Origin of the sequence: Pseudoalteromonas sp. APC 3250 (assembly GCF_030407915.1) — a bacterium.
Classification (GTDB): domain Bacteria; phylum Pseudomonadota; class Gammaproteobacteria; order Enterobacterales; family Alteromonadaceae; genus Pseudoalteromonas; species Pseudoalteromonas tetraodonis.
The window spans coordinates 298,663-317,040 of record NZ_JASDCM010000002.1 but is presented as its reverse complement, the minus strand read 5'-3'; the positions used below and the strand labels follow the sequence as shown (position 1 = coordinate 317,040).

The 18,378-nt window shown below is 39.9% G+C and carries 12 protein-coding genes; 5 read left to right on the top strand and 7 right to left on the bottom strand.

Annotation, left to right across the window (positions count from 1 at the left end; all coding sequences use genetic code 11):
• Positions 1-168: 168 nt before the first annotated feature.
• Positions 169-1,632 carry a dGTPase gene (dgt, locus tag QL986_RS03780; protein WP_016899096.1) on the bottom strand — a complete coding sequence of 488 codons (1,464 nt, stop codon included), beginning with the start codon at positions 1,630-1,632 and terminating at the stop codon, positions 169-171.
• Between the two features lie 150 nt (positions 1,633-1,782).
• On the opposite strand from dgt, the gene QL986_RS03775 reads away from it, so the two are divergent.
• Positions 1,783-3,003 carry an ectonucleotide pyrophosphatase/phosphodiesterase gene (locus QL986_RS03775; protein WP_290191209.1) on the top strand — a complete coding sequence of 407 codons (1,221 nt, stop codon included), beginning with the start codon at positions 1,783-1,785 and terminating at the stop codon, positions 3,001-3,003.
• A gap of 119 nt (positions 3,004-3,122) precedes the next feature.
• On the opposite strand, the gene QL986_RS03770 is transcribed toward QL986_RS03775, so the two are convergent.
• Together QL986_RS03770 and QL986_RS03765 are read right to left on the bottom strand one after the other, a co-directional pair.
• A complete protein-coding gene (locus QL986_RS03770; RefSeq protein ID WP_024602595.1) occupies positions 3,123-3,866 on the bottom strand; it encodes a zinc-dependent metalloprotease family protein in 744 nt (247 codons plus the stop codon).
• Positions 3,867-3,938: 72 nt separating this feature from the next.
• Positions 3,939-4,652, bottom strand: a complete 714-nt coding sequence (locus QL986_RS03765) for a hypothetical protein (protein ID WP_290191208.1) — start codon at positions 4,650-4,652, stop codon at positions 3,939-3,941.
• Positions 4,653-5,021: 369 nt separating this feature from the next.
• Between QL986_RS03765 and QL986_RS03760 the strand changes: the two genes are divergently transcribed.
• The gene (locus tag QL986_RS03760; protein ID WP_064663631.1) at positions 5,022-6,179 is read left to right on the top strand and encodes a benzoate/H(+) symporter BenE family transporter; all 1,158 of its coding nucleotides are present in this window, start codon (positions 5,022-5,024) and stop codon (positions 6,177-6,179) included.
• 156 nt (positions 6,180-6,335) lie between these two features.
• Here QL986_RS03760 and hemH read toward each other — a convergent pair whose 3' ends face one another.
• The 4 genes from hemH to QL986_RS03740 all read right to left on the bottom strand — a co-directional run bounded on the left by hemH (position 6,336) and on the right by QL986_RS03740 (position 11,607).
• Positions 6,336-7,355: a ferrochelatase gene (gene hemH / locus QL986_RS03755; RefSeq protein ID WP_064663630.1), complete on the bottom strand. Its 1,020-nt coding sequence runs from the start codon at positions 7,353-7,355 to the stop codon at positions 6,336-6,338.
• A 78-nt stretch (positions 7,356-7,433) separates the two neighbouring features.
• Positions 7,434-8,771, bottom strand: a complete 1,338-nt coding sequence (locus QL986_RS03750; RefSeq protein ID WP_090493536.1) for an HD domain-containing phosphohydrolase — start codon at positions 8,769-8,771, stop codon at positions 7,434-7,436.
• A 245-nt stretch (positions 8,772-9,016) separates the two neighbouring features.
• Positions 9,017-10,426 (bottom strand): ATP-binding protein, encoded by a 1,410-nt coding sequence (locus QL986_RS03745; protein WP_138686956.1) that lies wholly within the window; start codon positions 10,424-10,426, stop codon positions 9,017-9,019.
• Positions 10,423-11,607, bottom strand: coding sequence for an FIST N-terminal domain-containing protein (locus QL986_RS03740; RefSeq protein ID WP_138686955.1), 1,185 nt, complete (start codon positions 11,605-11,607; stop codon positions 10,423-10,425). The genes QL986_RS03745 and QL986_RS03740 overlap by 4 nt, the downstream gene beginning before the upstream one ends.
• A 473-nt stretch (positions 11,608-12,080) precedes the next feature.
• Between QL986_RS03740 and QL986_RS03735 the strand changes: the two genes are divergently transcribed.
• The 3 genes from QL986_RS03735 to QL986_RS03725 all read left to right on the top strand — a co-directional run bounded on the left by QL986_RS03735 (position 12,081) and on the right by QL986_RS03725 (position 18,211).
• Positions 12,081-14,090 (top strand): EAL domain-containing protein, encoded by a 2,010-nt coding sequence (locus tag QL986_RS03735; protein WP_290191207.1) that lies wholly within the window; start codon positions 12,081-12,083, stop codon positions 14,088-14,090.
• Positions 14,087-15,244 (top strand): HDOD domain-containing protein, encoded by a 1,158-nt coding sequence (locus tag QL986_RS03730; protein ID WP_290191206.1) that lies wholly within the window; start codon positions 14,087-14,089, stop codon positions 15,242-15,244. Before QL986_RS03735 ends, QL986_RS03730 begins: the two co-directional genes overlap by 4 nt.
• Positions 15,245-15,682: 438 nt before the next feature.
• The gene (locus QL986_RS03725; RefSeq protein WP_215522154.1) at positions 15,683-18,211 is read left to right on the top strand and encodes a TonB-dependent receptor; all 2,529 of its coding nucleotides are present in this window, start codon (positions 15,683-15,685) and stop codon (positions 18,209-18,211) included.
• Positions 18,212-18,378: the final 167 nt, after the last annotated feature.

The window sequence follows — 18,378 nt, the reverse complement described above, 5'->3', positions numbered from 1 at the left end:
AGCAACAAAGAGTAAATCGCTCCTAGGCAGAACCCGAAGGGCAGCGCCTGTTTGGCATTGATGCTGCGTTATCGCCTATTTATGGGGAAAAACCACACCACATAGGCTCTGCCTTGCCTAAATACCAAACAGACTGCTGCAAATTTAACCTTGAAAGGTCAACAGACCCTAGTCAATTACCATTAAGCTTCGGTACTCGTCGTAAGCAAATTGGTCGGTCATACCGCTAATGTAGTCTTGAATTAACCGACAGCGATAATAAAATTCATAGGCGGCAAAATGATCGGGCTCTTCTTGCATCGCATTTATGGCATGCTGATAGCTACTTAAATGCTTTTTAGAGAGCTTTTTAACGAGTCTCGATTCTATTAATAAGCGGTTGTCGCCATGCAATGCACGTTTAAAGTCATCGCTACTCAAAAGCAGCAAAGGTTTATAACAATCGAGTAGGCCATTAATAATACGGTAGCCTTGCAGTTCGAGTTTTTCGACTTCTTTGTGCGAAAATACATGCTCAAGCGCGACTTGTTTGAGCGCTTGGGTTGCTGCATGCAGGTAGCTACGATCTTCTAATAATGCATGGTTAAAGTCGCCATGATAAATTGGCTCTATGTTTTCAATAAAGCGTTTTGCGGCATGGTTTACTAGCGGGTGCAGTAATGACACGCGTAAATAAATAAAAAACTCACTATTAAAATTAAAGGGCTGTGCTTGTGCCCGTTCTATGGCGTAGTTTATGGCGTCGTCCACAAAGCTTTGGTGTTGAGTGTCGTTGAGAGCGAGGTTAATTAATGCTTTTTGATACTGCTTTTTTAGTTGCTCGCATAATAACTGTGTGGTGATAATGTCTTTTTCTACGGCGTCTTCTATGTCGGCAAGGCAATAAGAAATATCGTCAGCGGCTTCCATAATATAACTGGCAGGGTGACGGCAATAGGGCTCCATTTTCAGCTCAGTTTGCAGTGCTTCAACAAAGCTTTTTTCACTGTAGTAATACCCCACTTTTTTCATAATGTAGTTTTTATTTTGAGGAATATCTTGCTTCGCTAAACTTGCTGGACGGGTGTATTTTAAAATAGCGGCAGTTTGGCTATAGGTTAAATTTAGGCTCAGCAAAGAGTGAATAATGCGTATGCCTTGAGCGTTGCCTTCAAAGCTGCAAATATCTTGGGCTAAATGTTTAAAAATAACGCCAATGCTGCTGTTTGTGGTTTGGCAACGCTCAGGCGTAATGCTGGCTAAATTAGCATTAAACCAATTATTAATAGCCGCTTCGCCAAAGTGACCAAACGGCGGGTTACCTATATCGTGCATTAGGCAGGCCATTTCTACTAGGGTTTCTAGTGGGCGCTCTAAACCCGATAAACCATATTCTTTTTGTTGCTGGTAATTTAAATTGGCAAAAATGCGCTGCACAATAAAGCGGCCAACTTGCTGAACTTCTAATGAGTGAGTTAGGCGCGAACGCACAGCCGCGTTGCGCTCCAGCGGAAATACTTGGGTTTTTTGTTGCAGCCGACGAATGGCTGCACTATTAATAATTCGGCCACGATCGCTCTCAAGCGCCATTTGTAAATTGGCAGTGGTGCGCTGCATACGTGCAGGGGTTACTTTGCTACTGAAGTTGATCATGGTAATCCTTTTTTATGTGAATTAAGCACTTATTAAACGCACGATTATTTATTTTTAATAGTTTGCTTTAATTTATCAGCATGTATCATAAAGTAACAACTTGCTTTAGTATTATTTTTTATAAAATTAACATACATCTAGGTATTTAAAATGAAGTTGTGGATCACTAAGGTAATGTGTTTTTGCCTTTTATTGGGTGTGAATAGTGCGTTTGCCGCTAAAGAGCAAACGGTTGTTATGATCTCTATTGATGGCTTGCGTTGGGATTACATTGAAAAGCACGGTGCGCCTAATTTAAAAGCAATGGGTGAGCAAGGCGTAAGAGCGAAAAAAATGCAGCCTGTTTATCCTACTAAAACGTTTCCAAATCATATTTCGGTGATCACCGGTTTACTGCCAGTTAACCATGGCATTGTAGATAATAAGTTTTGTGACAAAGCGCGCAATAATGAATGCTACAGCATGGGGAAAGGACAAAAAGACAGTACCTGGGTACGCGGCACACCACTGTGGAATTTAGTTAAAATGCATGGGCTTAAATCGGCGGTATACTTTTGGCCTGAGTCGGATGCACGCTTTAATGGTATGACGCCTGACTATTACTTTCACTACTCTAAACAAGGTGACTACCAAGACCGAATTGATCAAATCATTCAATGGTTAAGCTTACCTAAAGCACAGCGCCCGCGTTTTGTGGCAAGTTATTTTTCGTTAGTGGATAGCATGGGGCATGAGTATGGCCCTGATGCGGTGCAAACGCGTGATGCCGTTAAACAGCTAGATGCGCTGATGGGGCAATTAAAAACCCGCTTGAGTAAGTTAGAGCAAGAGGTAAATCTGGTGATTGTGTCTGATCATGGTATGGCACAAGTTGAGCCTGAGCAGAGCATTGTTGTGAGCAGCTTACCTAAAGATGATAACTTTATGGTTGTAAATACCGGTCCTCGATTACTTATTTATACTAAAAGCGATGCTAAAAATGCAGATGTTGAGGCTTATAAAGCCCGTTTACAACATGCAGCAAAAGGACGCTACACGGTACTAACAGAGGAGCAGCTTGCAGGATATCACTATAATAAAGGCACTCGTGTGGGCGATATTGTGGTACAAACGACAGCGCCTGCGGTATTTAGCAGTAGTGCTAAAGTGCCTTACTTAGGAACGCATGGCTATGCCTATACCGATGATATGGCAGCGACATTTATTGCTACCGGGCCGGCGTTTAAAAAAGGGGTGAGCATTGAGCGAGTGAATAATTTAGATATTTACCCTGTGCTTGCTAAGGTGATGGGTTTAAAGCTAATGAGTAAAGTGGATAGCGATGGTAAAACCTTACTCCCTGCCATACAACAGAAAATGATTAATCATTAAAAAAGAGCGCCGAGGCGCTCCGCAAGGGAAACTTAATTGGTTAGCATGGGTAATTTACCCATGCTGATATTGTTATTTAAGCTGAATTTTGAGAATACATTTATTATTCAGCATTGAGCTTATTTAAAGTTAGCGATACTGGTTTTTGTGTCGGTAACGGTACGAATGGCGTACGACTGATTGGTCACCCCAAATGGAATACCGTTTACGCTCCAGTTAGGGTTTGAGAAATAGTCGTACTGCGTTGCACTGCCAAATACAAATGGGTAGGCCATAATACTGGCAAATTCATTTTGTACACCGTGCCCCATACCATCAACGTATACACCACCGGCTGTATCGCCTTGCTTACGTGAATGCGCTAAACCTTGGTTATGACCAAGCTCATGAACAAAGGTTGTGGCTCCACAATCGATTGCGGTGATTGAGTACATGCGGCTGCTCATTGAGCTGTATAAATTACCATTTGTGCCTTGGCCAACCCATGCTAAGCCACATGAAATTAAACCGTTACCTGCACTTTGGCCTGTACCGAGTACGGCAACCATGTCGGCTTTCCAATCATTGCGTAAACCATCTACGTAACTACTATTTGTGACGGCATTTAACCAATCTTCAGAAGGGGTTACTGCATAGTCACCTAAATTTTGAGTCCCAACTAAACGTAGCGTAATGTCAACGCCATTTTGGCTGTATACCTGGTTACTAAAAGCAATAAGCTGATTAATTTTGGTATTGATATTACTGGTAGCTGCTGCAGATTGATCGGTATATAAAATACCAATATCAATGGTTTCTGCTGACACTGTGCTGGCCGCACATAGCGCCGTTGCAATAGCGGCTGTTGAAATTACTTTTTTCATTGTTGTATTTCCTTACTTTTTACGATTGCAGTGTTTACTGCTAGGTCTTGTTGCCTGCGTTGACAGGTTTGTTTAAAAAGAGGGCGTGTTTTCAGCACGAGGTGCAAATGGGTCTATGTCATCCGCATTTTTTGGTGCAGGTTCACCAACCTGATGCTCTATATGTGTTTTATATAGGTCACGCTTAGCTGCAATCCAGCCATATTGACCTTTACTTTCAAAAACATAATTACCACTTGGGGCTGTAAATTGACCGTAAACCGCATCATTGCCAACGGTTAATATGGTGGTGTGCATTGCGCCATTGGCCCCAATAACCTGACCAGCAATGCTTTTATCGCCGTTACTGGCACGGGTAACATTGGTTATTTCAGCGCTGTAGGTTTCTGCGGTTTGTGGTATTGCAAGGTCAAAATTATCACCCGTTTTGAGGGTTTTTAGCGCCGCTAGATCAAATTCTATGTAGGCTTCATTTTGTAAATCGGTTGGCAGTACTTTTGCCGCTTTAAGTATTTCTTTAGCCTTTGCTGAAGGTTTATTAATTGCGTCAAATGAGTTTGAAGGTACGTTTGATTCAATGTTAGCGGGTTTTGCTGCAATAGGGTCTTTACTCATATCAATGGGCGATGGGTTATGTGTTTTTTTTGCAAACTCAGAATCAACAGGAATGATATCAATAGCAATGGGCGCTTCTACCTCATCGATTTTTTTCTGATCATTAAGCAGCGTATACAAGGCAAATACAGACAAAGGAATAGCGATAGTTAAAACAATGTAACGTTTCATCTGTTTCTCTTTTAGGTTAAATGGTGAACTAATTGTTAAGTTTTATCTTAAAAAAAGAATTAGATCAAATTTAAATTGTAATCATAAAGTGGTAATTGCTTTTTTTATAACTTATTGTAAGTATTTGCTTTACCTTTTTTAGGTATATTTTTTTGGTTTAATAGGATGGCTTTTTTGTAGTAATGGTGCACCCTGTGGCATTTTTTTGGGTACGTGTGTGTTTTTTAAATCACACCGATTTTGACAAGCAAAACTGACCAATAAAATTTTTTAGTAACGTGATCATTTTTCATTATTCAAAGGGCTAATTGCAAAGTATAAATAGGCAAAGTATGTTGTATCGTTAAACACCTATTAAAAGAGGGAATTATGGCAGGGACTGATCAGTTACTTAGTCGAATTATGGCAGGACTTGTTGCGGTCATTATTGGTTTTTCAAGTTCTATTGCATTGATTTATCAAGTGGTGATCACCTTAGGTGGTACACCTGAACTTGTGGCAAGCTGGATATTAATGCTGGGGCTAGTAATGGGCGGTACGTCTATTATGTTGTCGTTTTATTATAAGGTGCCCATTTTAATTGCATGGTCGACCACCGGTGCAGCATTACTGATCTCAAGTGCCCAGGGCTACAGCTTACATGAAGCGATAGGCGCATTTATGCTATCAGCCTTATTGGTATTGGTATCTGGCATTACCGGTTGGTTTGAAAAAATCATGAACCGTATTCCCAGTGAACTGGCCTGTGCTATGTTAGCGGGAGTATTAGTCACATTTGGTATTGATGTGTTTAACTTTATGAACGACTTGCCATTGGTGATTGGTTTAATGGTGGTGATGTACTTTATTGGCAAGCGCTTTTTTGCTCGTTTTGCAATGCTAAGTGTATTGTTAGCGGGTATATTTTTAGCCTGGTATATGGGCAATATCGATACTAGCACCGTGCATTGGCAAGCAAGCAGCTTTGCTTATATTGCACCAAGCTTTAGTTTGCAGGCATTTATAAGTATTAGTATTCCTTTGTATATAGTAACTATGACTTCACAAAACTTACCTGGGTTTGCAATTTTAAAAGCGCATAACTATAAAGCGCCAATATCATCGTCATTAACTGTGACCGGGTTAATAAATTTAGTAACCGCGCCATTTGGCACTTATTCAATTAATTTAGCGGCCATTACGGCTGCTATTTGTATGAGCGAAGAGGCCGATAAAAACCCCGATAAACGCTACTGGGCGAGTATTGCTGGTGGGGTGTTTTACATTATTATGGCGCTGTGTGCCGCAATGTTAGTGGCGATTGTAGCAAGCCTGCCGCAGGCACTGGTATTGGCGTTAGCGGGTATTGCACTGTTTGGCACCATCGCTAATAGTTTGCAGCAGTCTTTGCACAGCCCCGAATATACTGAGGCGGCCATTATTACCTTTTTAGTTACGGCTTCTGATTTAACATTATGGTCAGTCGGCTCTGCATGCTGGGGGATAATAGCAGGGGCACTCACGTTAATGGTGACACGTAAGAGCTAAGAGCAGATTTTAGGTGTTAGGTGCGGGGATCGGGTGTCGAGCAACGGGTTTGGTACTGTGCGCGCGAGGTAAACTCACGCCTACAGTAGATCACCGCCTTGGCTAATCTCTTGCTGATCGCTGACAGCTAAAACCTAACCGCTGCTCTTCCCGTTTTTATAGCATTGGCTTTAACACATCAAACATGGCGTCTATGTGATCGTCACGGTCATTAAGCGCTGCTATATAACGGTATTTTTCGCCGCCGGCTTCTTCAAAAATCTCTCGGTTTTCACCTTCTAATTCTTCAAGTGTTTCTAGGCAGTCGGCGCTAAAGGCAGGGCTGATAATAGCCACATCTTTAATTCCTTCGCCAGGTAAGCTCTCAAGAGTTGCATCTGTGTAAGGTTTTAACCATTCAGCTTTACCAAAACGGCTTTGGAAAGTGGTGATCACTTTGTCTTTATCTAGGCCTAGCTTTTCTACCACTAAACGGGTGGTTTGTTGGCATAGGCAGTGATAGGGGTCGCCATTATCTAAAAACTGTTTAGGCATACCATGATATGAAAACACCATTTTTTGTGGCATGCCGTGTTTTTCTAAATCTTCGCTAATGCTGTTAGCAAGCGACTCTAGGTAGGTTGGGTTTTTGTGATACCCATTTACAAAGTGTAGCTCTGGCACCCAGCGCCATTTTTTTAATACATTTGCCACGGCATCAAATGTTGAGCCTGTGGTTGGACTTGAATATTGTGGGTAAAGTGGTAACACAATAATGCGGGTTAAGCCTTTATCTCTGAGCTCTTCAAGGCCCGCTTCGATTGATGGGTTACCATAGCGCATCGCCATAACCACTTCGGTGTTGGTATAGCCGTGCTGTTTTAATAAGGCATTTAATTTAATGCTTTGTTGGCGTGTAATGTGGGTCAGTGGTGAGCCATTTTCAGTCCATATGCTTTTATACAATTTAGCTGAGCGCTTTGGGCGTATACGCAAAATGATGCCATGCAGAATAAGCATCCACACAATACGCGGTATTTCTACGATACGAGGGTCTGACAAAAACTCACGTAAGTAAATACGCAATGCACTTGCTGTTGGGGCATCGGGGCTACCTAAGTTGGTCAGAAGTATTCCCGTTTTTTGGTTAAAACGCCCGTCGTGGGGATTGTCGGTAACGGCAGAAAATCGCGACACGTTGTGCTCCTTCAAGCAATGGATTTAGAGGTATCTATTTAGGCTTAGTATAACGAATAAAAGAGTATTTTAGATCAATCATTTAGCCATTTTAACCATAATTCTAAATGGGGTCGGCTTTTTAGCTTCGAGTTGTTGTAGCTTAACAATCGATTTCGTATTGAAAATATGTCCTTTAGGCAAAAGCATAATACCTGTATGGCTGTGCAGTGAGTTTGCCAATATCATATTTTCTTCGAGTTCTTGTGCGCTCATCACCTTTATTGAACCAATAGAGCTGTCAGAGGCAATGAGTTTAGCGTGGCTGGCTTCAAGTGCATCGACAATACGCGGGTGGTATAAGCTGCCACTGTTTGATTTAATACTATTGAGCGCAAATTGATGGCGTTGTTTTGTTGTCAGTAACGGCTCACTTTGCTCGTAACCCTCCCAATAGTCACGAGCAACACTGAGCACCATAGCACCAATGGGAATATCGTTTTTAGCAAGTCCTTTGGGAATACCTTTGCCATTGTAGCGTTCGAATTGATGGTAAATTGCATCAGACACATCGCTTAAATGAGTTGCAGGCATGAGCATTAATTGTGAAATACTTGGGTGGGTGTAAAACGTTTTTCTTTGAACTTCATTAAGCTCGTTAATGGGTTTGTTGTAAAGCTCAGGGTCCATAGCAAGTAAACCAATTTGAGCCAAATACCCCGCAATAGGCGCAAGTTCAATGCTTTTTTGCGATACGTTAAGGTAACGCGCTATTTGAGTACATGTACCGGCTATATTTTCTGCTCTTTTACCATCGAGATAAGGATTCGCATTGATAAAATTATAAAGCAGTTCAACAGTAGATTGGTGCTCTCGTTTTTCACTTTCATTAGCGACTTCAAGTTTTTTTAATACGCTTCTAATTTGTTTTGTCCGCTTGTCGACGAGTTGCTCTAGGTTAGTATTCAGCTCTTTTAATTGTTCATTTTGCTGATTTACATGGCGCTGTAAAATCTCATTTTGCTTTTTGAGTCTAAACTTTTCGACGCCTGATTGGATAACGCTAATTAAGTGATCGTTTTGCCAAGGCTTTTGCACGTAGGCGTGAATGCCTCCTTCATTAACAGCACTAATTGTTGACTCTAAATCAGAAAAACCAGTTAACAAAATACGCTGGCTATCGGGGGCAACTTTTCTTGCTTTAGCTAAAAACTCAGCACCGCTCATTAGTGGCATACGCATGTCACTGATGACGACATCAAACTGTTTTTTTTGCATTTTTTCAAGTGCATCATGGCCACTGGTTGAAACACTCACATCAAATTTATATTGGCGTAAAAGTCGTACTAAAGATTTGAGTACATTAGCCTCATCATCTAGGCATAAAATGCTCGGCGGCTGTTCATTTAATTGCTCTAATACATCAATGTCCGTCATTTTTTTACCAATAAGATAGTGAGTTGTATGGCTAAATTTAGTCTAAGCTTTGGTTGTAAACAACTGATTTATTTAAGCCGTTCCAAGTATAGTATTTGAACAATACGCAAATCATTGTTGTTAGGATTAAATAAGGTAACGCTGTGTTGTAGTTTGCATCTATTTTTACTGTAATTCTCTGTAATTTAGATGAGTACTTATTTAAATAAAATCGAATCTAAGCAAAATCGAGAGTGTGACATAGCTTACTCAATTTGTTTGTTGGCATGTAATATGGTCAGTACGTCGTCAGTTAATGTGGGCTTTTTAGGTAACGTAATATAAAAAGCAGTGCCTTGGTTTAACTGGCTTTCAACTCGAATTTGGCCACTATGTTGCTCTATAATTGCTTTACTTATAGCTAGCCCTAACCCTGTGCCTTGGCCTATTGGTTTTGTAGTATAGAAAGGGTCAAAAATTTTATTTAATTTGTCCTCATCAATTCCACTGCCATTATCGGCAATGGTTATATAGGCATTTTTTTTATCGGCTTTAGTGGTAATACTGATGACACCGACTTTGTCGCAAATGGCTTGAGCGGCGTTAAAAAATAAATTTAAAAATACCTGAGAGAGCTGGGTCGAACGTCCTGTGATGATAACGGGTTCTGTGTCGTAGTGTTTTTCAACGTTGGCGTTGTATTTAATTTCGTTCCAGGCAACACGTAATGTGTTATCAATGAGCTCTGTTATATCAATATCGCCAATTTGGGTTTGATCCGGATGAGCAAATTGCCTTAATCCTTGAACAATCTCCTTAACACGATCAGCCCCTTCAGTCATTTCAGCAATGATATCGTTTGAGTCTGTTTGTAATTCATCAAATTGATAATGTTGTAGCGTATCTGCTAATGGTTGCTGCGCTATGGCTTTTTCTGCTTTGAGTGCGTTAATTAAATGACTAAATTGCTCAAGGTTGTAAGCCAAATTTTGGATATTACTGACAATGTAGCTTAAAGGGTTGTTTATTTCGTGTGCAACGCCTGCCGCCATTTGCCCTAACGAAGCCATTTTTTCAGAGTTGATTAACACTTGTTCAATGTTACTTTGTTTTTCTTCCATTTCTTTTTGTTTAACAAGTAAATTTCGTTTTTCAAATTGTGAAATTGTATTCCCTGCAAAGCTGACAAAGCGTTGCATTAAAGTAATATCGTGCTGATTAAATGCGCCAATTGTTTCTGAAAAAATATAGAGCTGGTAGCTTTCTGTACTGGTACTTACTGGAGTGGTGAGCATTGCATGCTGCGAATGCCAAAAAGGATCAGTTACTTGCCAATCAGGAAGTTGGTGTAAGTTAAATACATTTTTAATGTCTCTATTGGGTTTATTTAGTGCTTTGAGTTGGGTAATTATTTCATCACTTTGTGGGTGCGATGCTGTAATTAACGTCGTGGTTTCATTGCTGGGGTTTATTTTAATTAAAATAGCCGCAGAAAAAGCAATGGCTTGCTGCAAAATATCAAAAAACTCAGTGAGTAAGGTTTCAGTTTTGTCGTTCTTTAAAATGGCATCTAAGCCATTTAAGATCAGGCTATTAAAGGCACGATTTTCTTCAAGTGCTAAATTATGAACTTGTAATAAGTGTAGCTTTTCTAACAGTATTTCATTGCTAGTCATTCAGGGCCACCAAAGATTTCGCATGAAATCATTAAATTACCATGTTTACTTGTTGAATCGCTGAATGTGCCGAGCTCCCCAAAAGTAAAGCCCATAATAAATGGGGTGTTGGGTAGTTGTGCTGCAATAGACTCTTTAACTTCTTGCATGGCGTCTTTAATTGACAGCATACAGCCTCCGCAAAAAATGATAATGGCGCCGGTAATATTTTTTATGGCATGGAGTTCTGCCAATTTAGTTAATGAGGTAACAACCATATCGCCTCGTTTAATTAATTGCTCTGGGCTTCCCGAAGCTAAATAAATAGTATCGCCAACATGTAGGTTCGAAAATAGCTCTAGCGCCCCATTTTTTGCTACCGCTGGATGACTTAACAGTAATCGAGGGATTTCATCATTTAAAGAAAGGGCGCTTGCCAATGGGGTCATTGTTGATTGAGCAAGGATATTTCCTGAAGTTAAGGCGTTTAAACCTATGTTTTTTCGCCACTGATTATAAACATCAAACGCGGGCTGGTTATCAATTGTTTTTAATAAACGACCATCCACGTCTGTCACTGTACCTTGCTGGTCGGTTTTATCGTAGCCTGAACTATAAAAGCCGAATGTTTCTACACTGGGGTATAACACCGCAATAATAAAACCTTGTTGGTATACATTTTCAGTATCGCTAAAACTCCACTTTGCTGAAATATCGTTGTCGGCGCAACTTCCTCCAAAAACAGGTATACGCTGCCCGATAGCATCTTGAATTCCCTGCAAAACCAGCTCCTCATTACCTGGGACTTGAAAGCACCAGACCATTTTTGGGGCGAGGCCTGCTTGGCCTGCATTAGCAATGGCTTTAAGTACGGTTTGAGCAGCATTTTCTCTTAGATTATCGGTTGCATTACAACTAGCAACACCATAATGCCCATTTGAGTCTTTAATCGAAAATAAACTAATACTTTGCTCATTTAATGATAGGGTTTGGTCGGTTGATGACCCAAGACACGAAGAGATGATTAAACAATTGTGAGTGTTTTTTAAAGAGCGTGGCTGGTTATTAAAAAGGTATTTAATGGTATCGGTTGTAGCAAACCCAAGCAGTAAATCTGGGCTGTTGTTCGTAAACTGACTAACAGGTTGGATAAATTTATCTATATCGCTGCCGTGAGTGTGAAAAGTATCAATGGCGAACATAGATGCCCCTTGGTGATAACAATAGCCACAACCGTGGATGTTTTAATTATTAATAATCGCTTAGGATTTATTCTAGACTATATATTAAATAGAATGAATTTAGCTGCTAATTATTAGTCGATATCACCTTTGCCCACGAGTTTTATTTGTCGTGCTGCGTTTAAATTTATGTTAGCGTTGCGTTAAAATCAAGCTAATGATATTGACATTTTCAGCCCCGGTAAAGCTGAATAAGGTTGCTAATTACTTATATCCTCATCAGTGTATAGAAACACTGGATTAATTTAGGAGGCCTAAAAGGGCACTCATTAGCTGAGCGAGGTAATTATAGCTACGAGTAAATAACTTTATTGCTTATGTGTTTAGGCACAACATGCTGATGTGAATTTATTTAAATCATTAAGTAACGATACATGGATGAGCTGTGTGAACAATTTACTAGGCACAAGTAAAACTCATTTGAGGTATAAATAGTGGCTTTGCGAATTTTATTGGTAGACGATGAACTTAATGTATTGAAATCTTTAAAGCGAGTACTTGTTCGTTCTGGTTATGATGTAATAACAGCATCCAGTGGTTTTGAGGCACTTGAAATATTAGCGGCTAATCAAGTTGAGATAATTATTACTGACTTTAGAATGCCAGAAATGAACGGCGCTGATTTATTACGCCAAGTTAAAATTAATTGGCCCGATTGCGTAAATTTAGTGCTCAGCGGGTATGCTGATTTTAAGTCTGTGGTTGAGTTATTAAATCAGGGCTTGGTATTTCGTTTTTTAGAAAAGCCATGGGTCGATAGTGAGTTACTTGAGAACATTAGCGAAGCAAAAGTTAAATATGAACAGCGCCGAGCTAAAAGAGTAAGAGATCAGTTATTAATGGGCAGTATGTCTGGCCTAATAGAGATAGACAATAACGGAATTATTAATCGTTTTAATGCACCTGCCGCTGAAATCATTCCTGATATTCATCTATATGAAAACAAACATCTCGCCTATTTAGATACAGCTCAACACAAAGCGGTAAGCCAGTCTTTTATTGACAAGCAAAGCAGTACACTTTTTATTAATTATGCACGCGCCTCTGATCTAGCGAAAAGCGAAGAAGTTATGATAGAGCGTTGTTTAAATGACGGTTTTTGCCAGCTTTTGAAGCTATCAATTAACTCAAATAGTATGAGTAATATTTTTCAACTTAGCAGAACACCATCAGTGGTGACTAACGAGTCTGATTTTTATCATCATTTAGCCCTGTGTGAAGCGAATAAAGAATGTTATGCCCTCGTTTATATAGGTATTTCGCAATTTCAATTAATTAATGATTTGCTAGGGGGCGAAGATGGCAGCCACCTTATAAAATTGGTTCTGGAGGTGCTAAAAGGCGTATCAGAAAGAGCGATCAAAGTTCTTCATAAGAGCGCCGATAGGTTTGTATTATTTGTTCCTGAAATTAAATCTGATAGTGAAATTTTAACCGTTCTAAATAAGGCGATGAATGATCTGAAAAAAGCACTTCCTAGTAAATATACCGATGCCCACGTGCAGCTTTATGGTGTGTATGGTTTGTTTCCTGAGGATAGTTTAGAGGGAAAAGAGCTCGTTAATCAAATGCAGTTGACGATGAATTACCAAGTAGGTGATCAGCAGCGTATTTGTTCTCGCTTTGACCCTCAGTTGGTCGCAGATTATAAAAAGAACTTTGAGTTAAGCCGTTTATTATTAACAGCGGTAAATAAAGATGAACTGTCATTACGTTTTCAACCAAAAGTTGATACTAAAACAGGGCTAGTACTTAGTGCTGAGGTGCTTATTCGCTGGTATGAGCCAACTAAATATGGCTGGGTTCCCCCTGCACATTTTATCCCGATTGCTGAATGCGATGGTCAAATTATATCAATAGGGCGCTGGGTTATCTCTCAAAGTTGTAAAATACTAAAATATTGGGCAGAGAACAATACAGGCGTGCGTGTATTGGCAATTAACTTATCTGCTAGACAATTAAAAGATGATCCGGACTGGATTGACTACATGAACGAGTGCTTAAATCGCGATAATTTAGAGCCATCACAGTTGATTTTTGAGCTAACAGAAACCTATTTAATCGAAGATTTTGCTACCTGCGAACAGCAATTAATAAGACTAAGGGCTTTGGGGTTTAGGCTATTGATTGATGACTTTGGCGTGGGTTATTCATCACTTGGCTACCTTTCTAAGCTGCCAGTAGATGGCGTTAAATTGGATAAAGCGCTGATTACTGATATTGAATCGTCTTTAGCAATGCAAAGTATGATTCGTAATATTACGCGTATGTCACATGATCTAAATCTTAAAGTTGTTGCTGAGGGAGTAGAGACTGCCTTTGAATGCGAAATGATTAAAAAATTAGGCTGTGACTACATACAAGGCTATTACTATAGTGAGCCTTTAGAGCAGGATGATTTTTGTAATTACTTAAGCCATTTCAATTCTCAAGGTGCGCAATGAGTTCGATAGCGGTCGTCATATTAGACGATGATGCTTTTTTATTAAAAGTATTACAAAGGACTATTCATCGAGCCTATCCAGAGGTTGATATAATGACAACCTCTGATATTGATGAATTTTGGCAGCTGCTAAACACTAAGCAAGACTTAGATTTAGTATTAAGTGATTATTTAATGCCGCAAATGAATGGATTGGATGTTTTAGAGCAATGCTCTTCACAAAACCCCTATCCAGTCAGAGCATTACTTACTGGTGATATGACATTGAGCACCATGATGCGACAACCTAATGTTGTGCATGCTTACCTTGCTAAACCGTTTAATGAGGCAGACATAACCGCACTTTTTAACAATGTGGCGGCGTTAAAGTCGTTACCCTTTGCTTTTAATGTGCGCAGGCAGTTAGGGGCTATGATCAGCTTTCCTGTTTATCCTCTTATTTTGAAAGAACTCAGGGAGTTAGTACAAAGCGATGAATTTGATTTACACGACATTGCCCATGTTGTTTCTCAAGAGCCAATAATAACTGCTAAATTGTTGCAACTTGCAAACTCATCTTATCTTGGGTTTGTAAGGCCAACATCGTCAATTGATGAAGCTGTGTCGAGGCTCGGAACAACGATATTAATGGCTATCACCACTTCTTTATTAGTTGCCAAAAATTTTGAATCGTCTATTCCTTCGGCTATCCATGAGAAACAATTGGATATAGCGGCGAATTACGCTAGTTGTGTTAAGCGTTTTGCTAAGCAGGCAGGTTTTAACTTACATGATCAAGAACTATTATTTTCAGTGGCATTATTGAGTTTTGTTGGCAAAATTATTTTGCTGTCTCAAGGGGAAAGTGAAGCGTATTTTGAGCATGAAAAAGCCGTGAGTGATGAATATGCTAGTTCTAACTTTATTTCGGCCTATGTTTTAAAGTTATGGGGATACGACACGAAAATGTGTAGCTTATTAATGAGTTGCCATGATTTAGCCGCCACTGATGATAATGAGTTAATTCCGCTTAATCATACGTTATTTATTGTTAGGCAAATTCTTTTTGATAAACACTCCCCCATGCAGTTACGCGCATACTGTGACTCAAAAGGTGTAGACCCTATACTTTGCCATCTAATTAGTGAATTTGATTGGCATAGTTATACCTCTTAAATAGGCCTGTACAAAATATTGTTTAAAAATGGACAGTACTACATAACTAGCTATGTATAGTTTTTTCTGAGTACCCTTTCTTACCTTTATTACCTACTTTAGTCTTATAAAAACCGCATAAAACCTCATTTGAAGTGTATTTTTTGCTCATTGCAGAGTGAAAAATATACAAAACCGTTATTTTCACTAATTATGAATAAAACCTCATTATTAACATTGTATTAACTTTGGGTGCTGTGATATTAAATTGCTACTTTGGTTGTATTTTGAGCTTTTATAGGTGTTATTTTCCTGTTTTTAAAGTTATTTGCATTCTTATGCTAATTTTATCAAGTTTTTTGTTTCTTTTTGTTTGTGTATGTTGCTAGGATGTTGGCAATGGGGTACAGGAATATACCCCACACACATTATAAGAATACACAAAACAGGGTCATCATTATGTCAACATATAGTTTAAACACCTTGGCTGTAGCGGTTGCTTTTGCTTTCAGTGCGCCAAGTATGGTTAATGCACAAGAAGCGCCTGCTAAAGCTGAAAAAAATATCGAACAAATATCTGTGTTAGGGTCGCGAGTTTCTAACCGAACAGCAACAGAGTCGTCATCACCTATTGATTTAATTGACGCGGATGATTTAAACAAAGGCGGCTTTACCGAGCTTGGGCAAAGCTTACAAGCGACAGCGCCATCGTTTAACTTTTCTCGTACACAAGTTTCTGACGGTTCCGATTTATTTCGCCCAGCAACATTACGCGGTTTACAGCCAGATCAAACGCTGGTTTTAGTCAACGGTAAGCGCCGCCATAATCAATCTATTTTTGGTTTAACTAGTACCGTGGGCGGTGGCTCAGCGGGGACTGATATGAATGCGATCCCGCTTATTGCCTTAAAAGGAGTTGAGGTTTTACGTGATGGTGCGGCGGCGCAGTACGGCTCAGATGCGATTGCGGGGGTTATCAATTTATCACTTAATAACTCAACAGATTTAACCACAGGTTATGTGCAATACGGTGAAACGGCAGAAGGCGATGGGGAAACAATTTCTGCAGGTTTAAATCGTGGTTTTGAACTAGGCAACGAAGGTGGATTTATTAATTTATCGCTTGAGTATCGCGATGCAGATAAAACCAATCGTGCCGAGCGAGATACCGGTGGTTCACTTAATGTCGCACCAGGTACTTTATCGGACGAAGTTCGTTGGGGACAAGGTAATGCAGAGAGTGAATTTACTTCGGTATTTTACAATATGGCATTGCCAATGAGTGAGGGCGAGCTTTACTCATTTGGTGGCTATTCTGAGCGTACTGCACTAGGTAACGGCTTTTATCGTAACTTTAACGAAGCATCTAAAAACGTGATTCAAGTCTATAGCGATGGATTTTTACCGCAAATAGACAATGAAGCACAGGATATTTCTGTTTCAATCGGTTTTAGAGGTGATATTAACTCTGATTGGAATTACGATGTATCGGCGGTATATGGTGAAAATCAATACGACTTTACCTCACGCAATACATTAAATGCCTCTTATGCTGCTGAGTACTTATTTAATAACCCAGGTGCAAGTGATGCCGATATTGCTGCTAATGCAGGGCCAACTGAGGGGTATTCGGGTGGCTTTAGGTTTGACCAAACAACATTCAACGCGGATGTGAACGGGATTGTTGATATTGGCCGCAGTGAGCCTGTGTACGTGTCAATTGGTGCTGAATACCGTAAAGAAAACTATGAAATTGTACCCGGTGAAGAAGCCTCATACGCGTGTGGCACTGCTAACACAGATACTTCATACCCATCAGTGAACGATCCGAATCAATTTGCACAATGTGGTTTTCAAGCCTACAACGGCCTTCGCCCTGAAGCATCAAATAAAAGTGATCGCGATAGCTACGCCGTTTATATTGACGCAGAAACTATGGTTACCGATGCGTGGAATGTTAGCGGTGCACTTCGTTACGAAGATTTCTCTAATGCGGGTGACGACATAATTGGTAAAGTAGCCACGCGTTATGAATTTAACGATGATTTTGCGGTACGTGGTGCGTTATCAACGGGTTTTAGAGCGCCATCATTACAGCAAAGCGGTTACACTGCGTTTACCACTAACTTAGGTTCTGACGGCACGTTAAGCCAGTCGTTTACAGCAACAACGGGCTCAGCATTTCCAGCTGCATTAGGCGTTGATAACTTAAAGCTTGAAACATCAACGAACTACAGTGCAGGCTTTGTTTATGATGTGACGAGTGATTTATCGTTAACGGTGGATTTTTACCGTGTAGAAATTGAAGACCGTATTACACTGGGCAGCTTGTTATCGGCTGATGATGTGGCATTTAGTCCTGATGCAGTTGCCGCGCTACAGGCAACGGGGGCAGTACAAGCGAATTACTTTTCAAACTCAGTGAATTCGACAACGCAGGGTGTTGACATTATTGCGTCCTATCGCACCGATTTATATGAGGGTAATTTCTCTGCTACTTTTGCCGGTAATTTAAACGAAACTAAAATTGACAGTGTTAATGCAGCACCGGGTATTCCTGAAAATGTAGCACTTGATGATATTCAAAGTAGTTTTTTAACTGATGGGCAGCCGGGCGAACGTGCAACGTTAACGTTTGATTATGAGCGTGACGCGTATAGCTCAATGATCCGCTTTAATTACTTTGGCGAAACCGATGTGAAGTACTTTGGTAATGACCATATTGAACTTGCAACAGATGGCTCATTTAAAGCAACCAGTACGGTAGAATCAGCCGTATTAGTGGATTTAAATGTAAGTTATCAAATTAACGATATGTTTGCTCTATCGGTAGGTGCAGACAATGTATTTGATGAAACACCGGATGAATTAGGCGATGATGAAGTATTAAACGCTATTTCAAATGGGGCATTTAAATATCCGTTACGAGCCGTACCCTATGGCTTTGATGGTCGTACTTACTACGCAAAAGTAAGCTTTAGTTTTTAATTTTTAGGTTAAGTTAAACCAGCAAAGGCGCCGTTTATAAAGGCGCTTTTTTTATGGCTAAAATATATTTAAAACAGCATTAAAAATGATTGCATGCTTGAAAATTAAGCATACAATCGCCATCAATAACACAGTGGGATATATATCCCTCGTTATACTCATTTTAT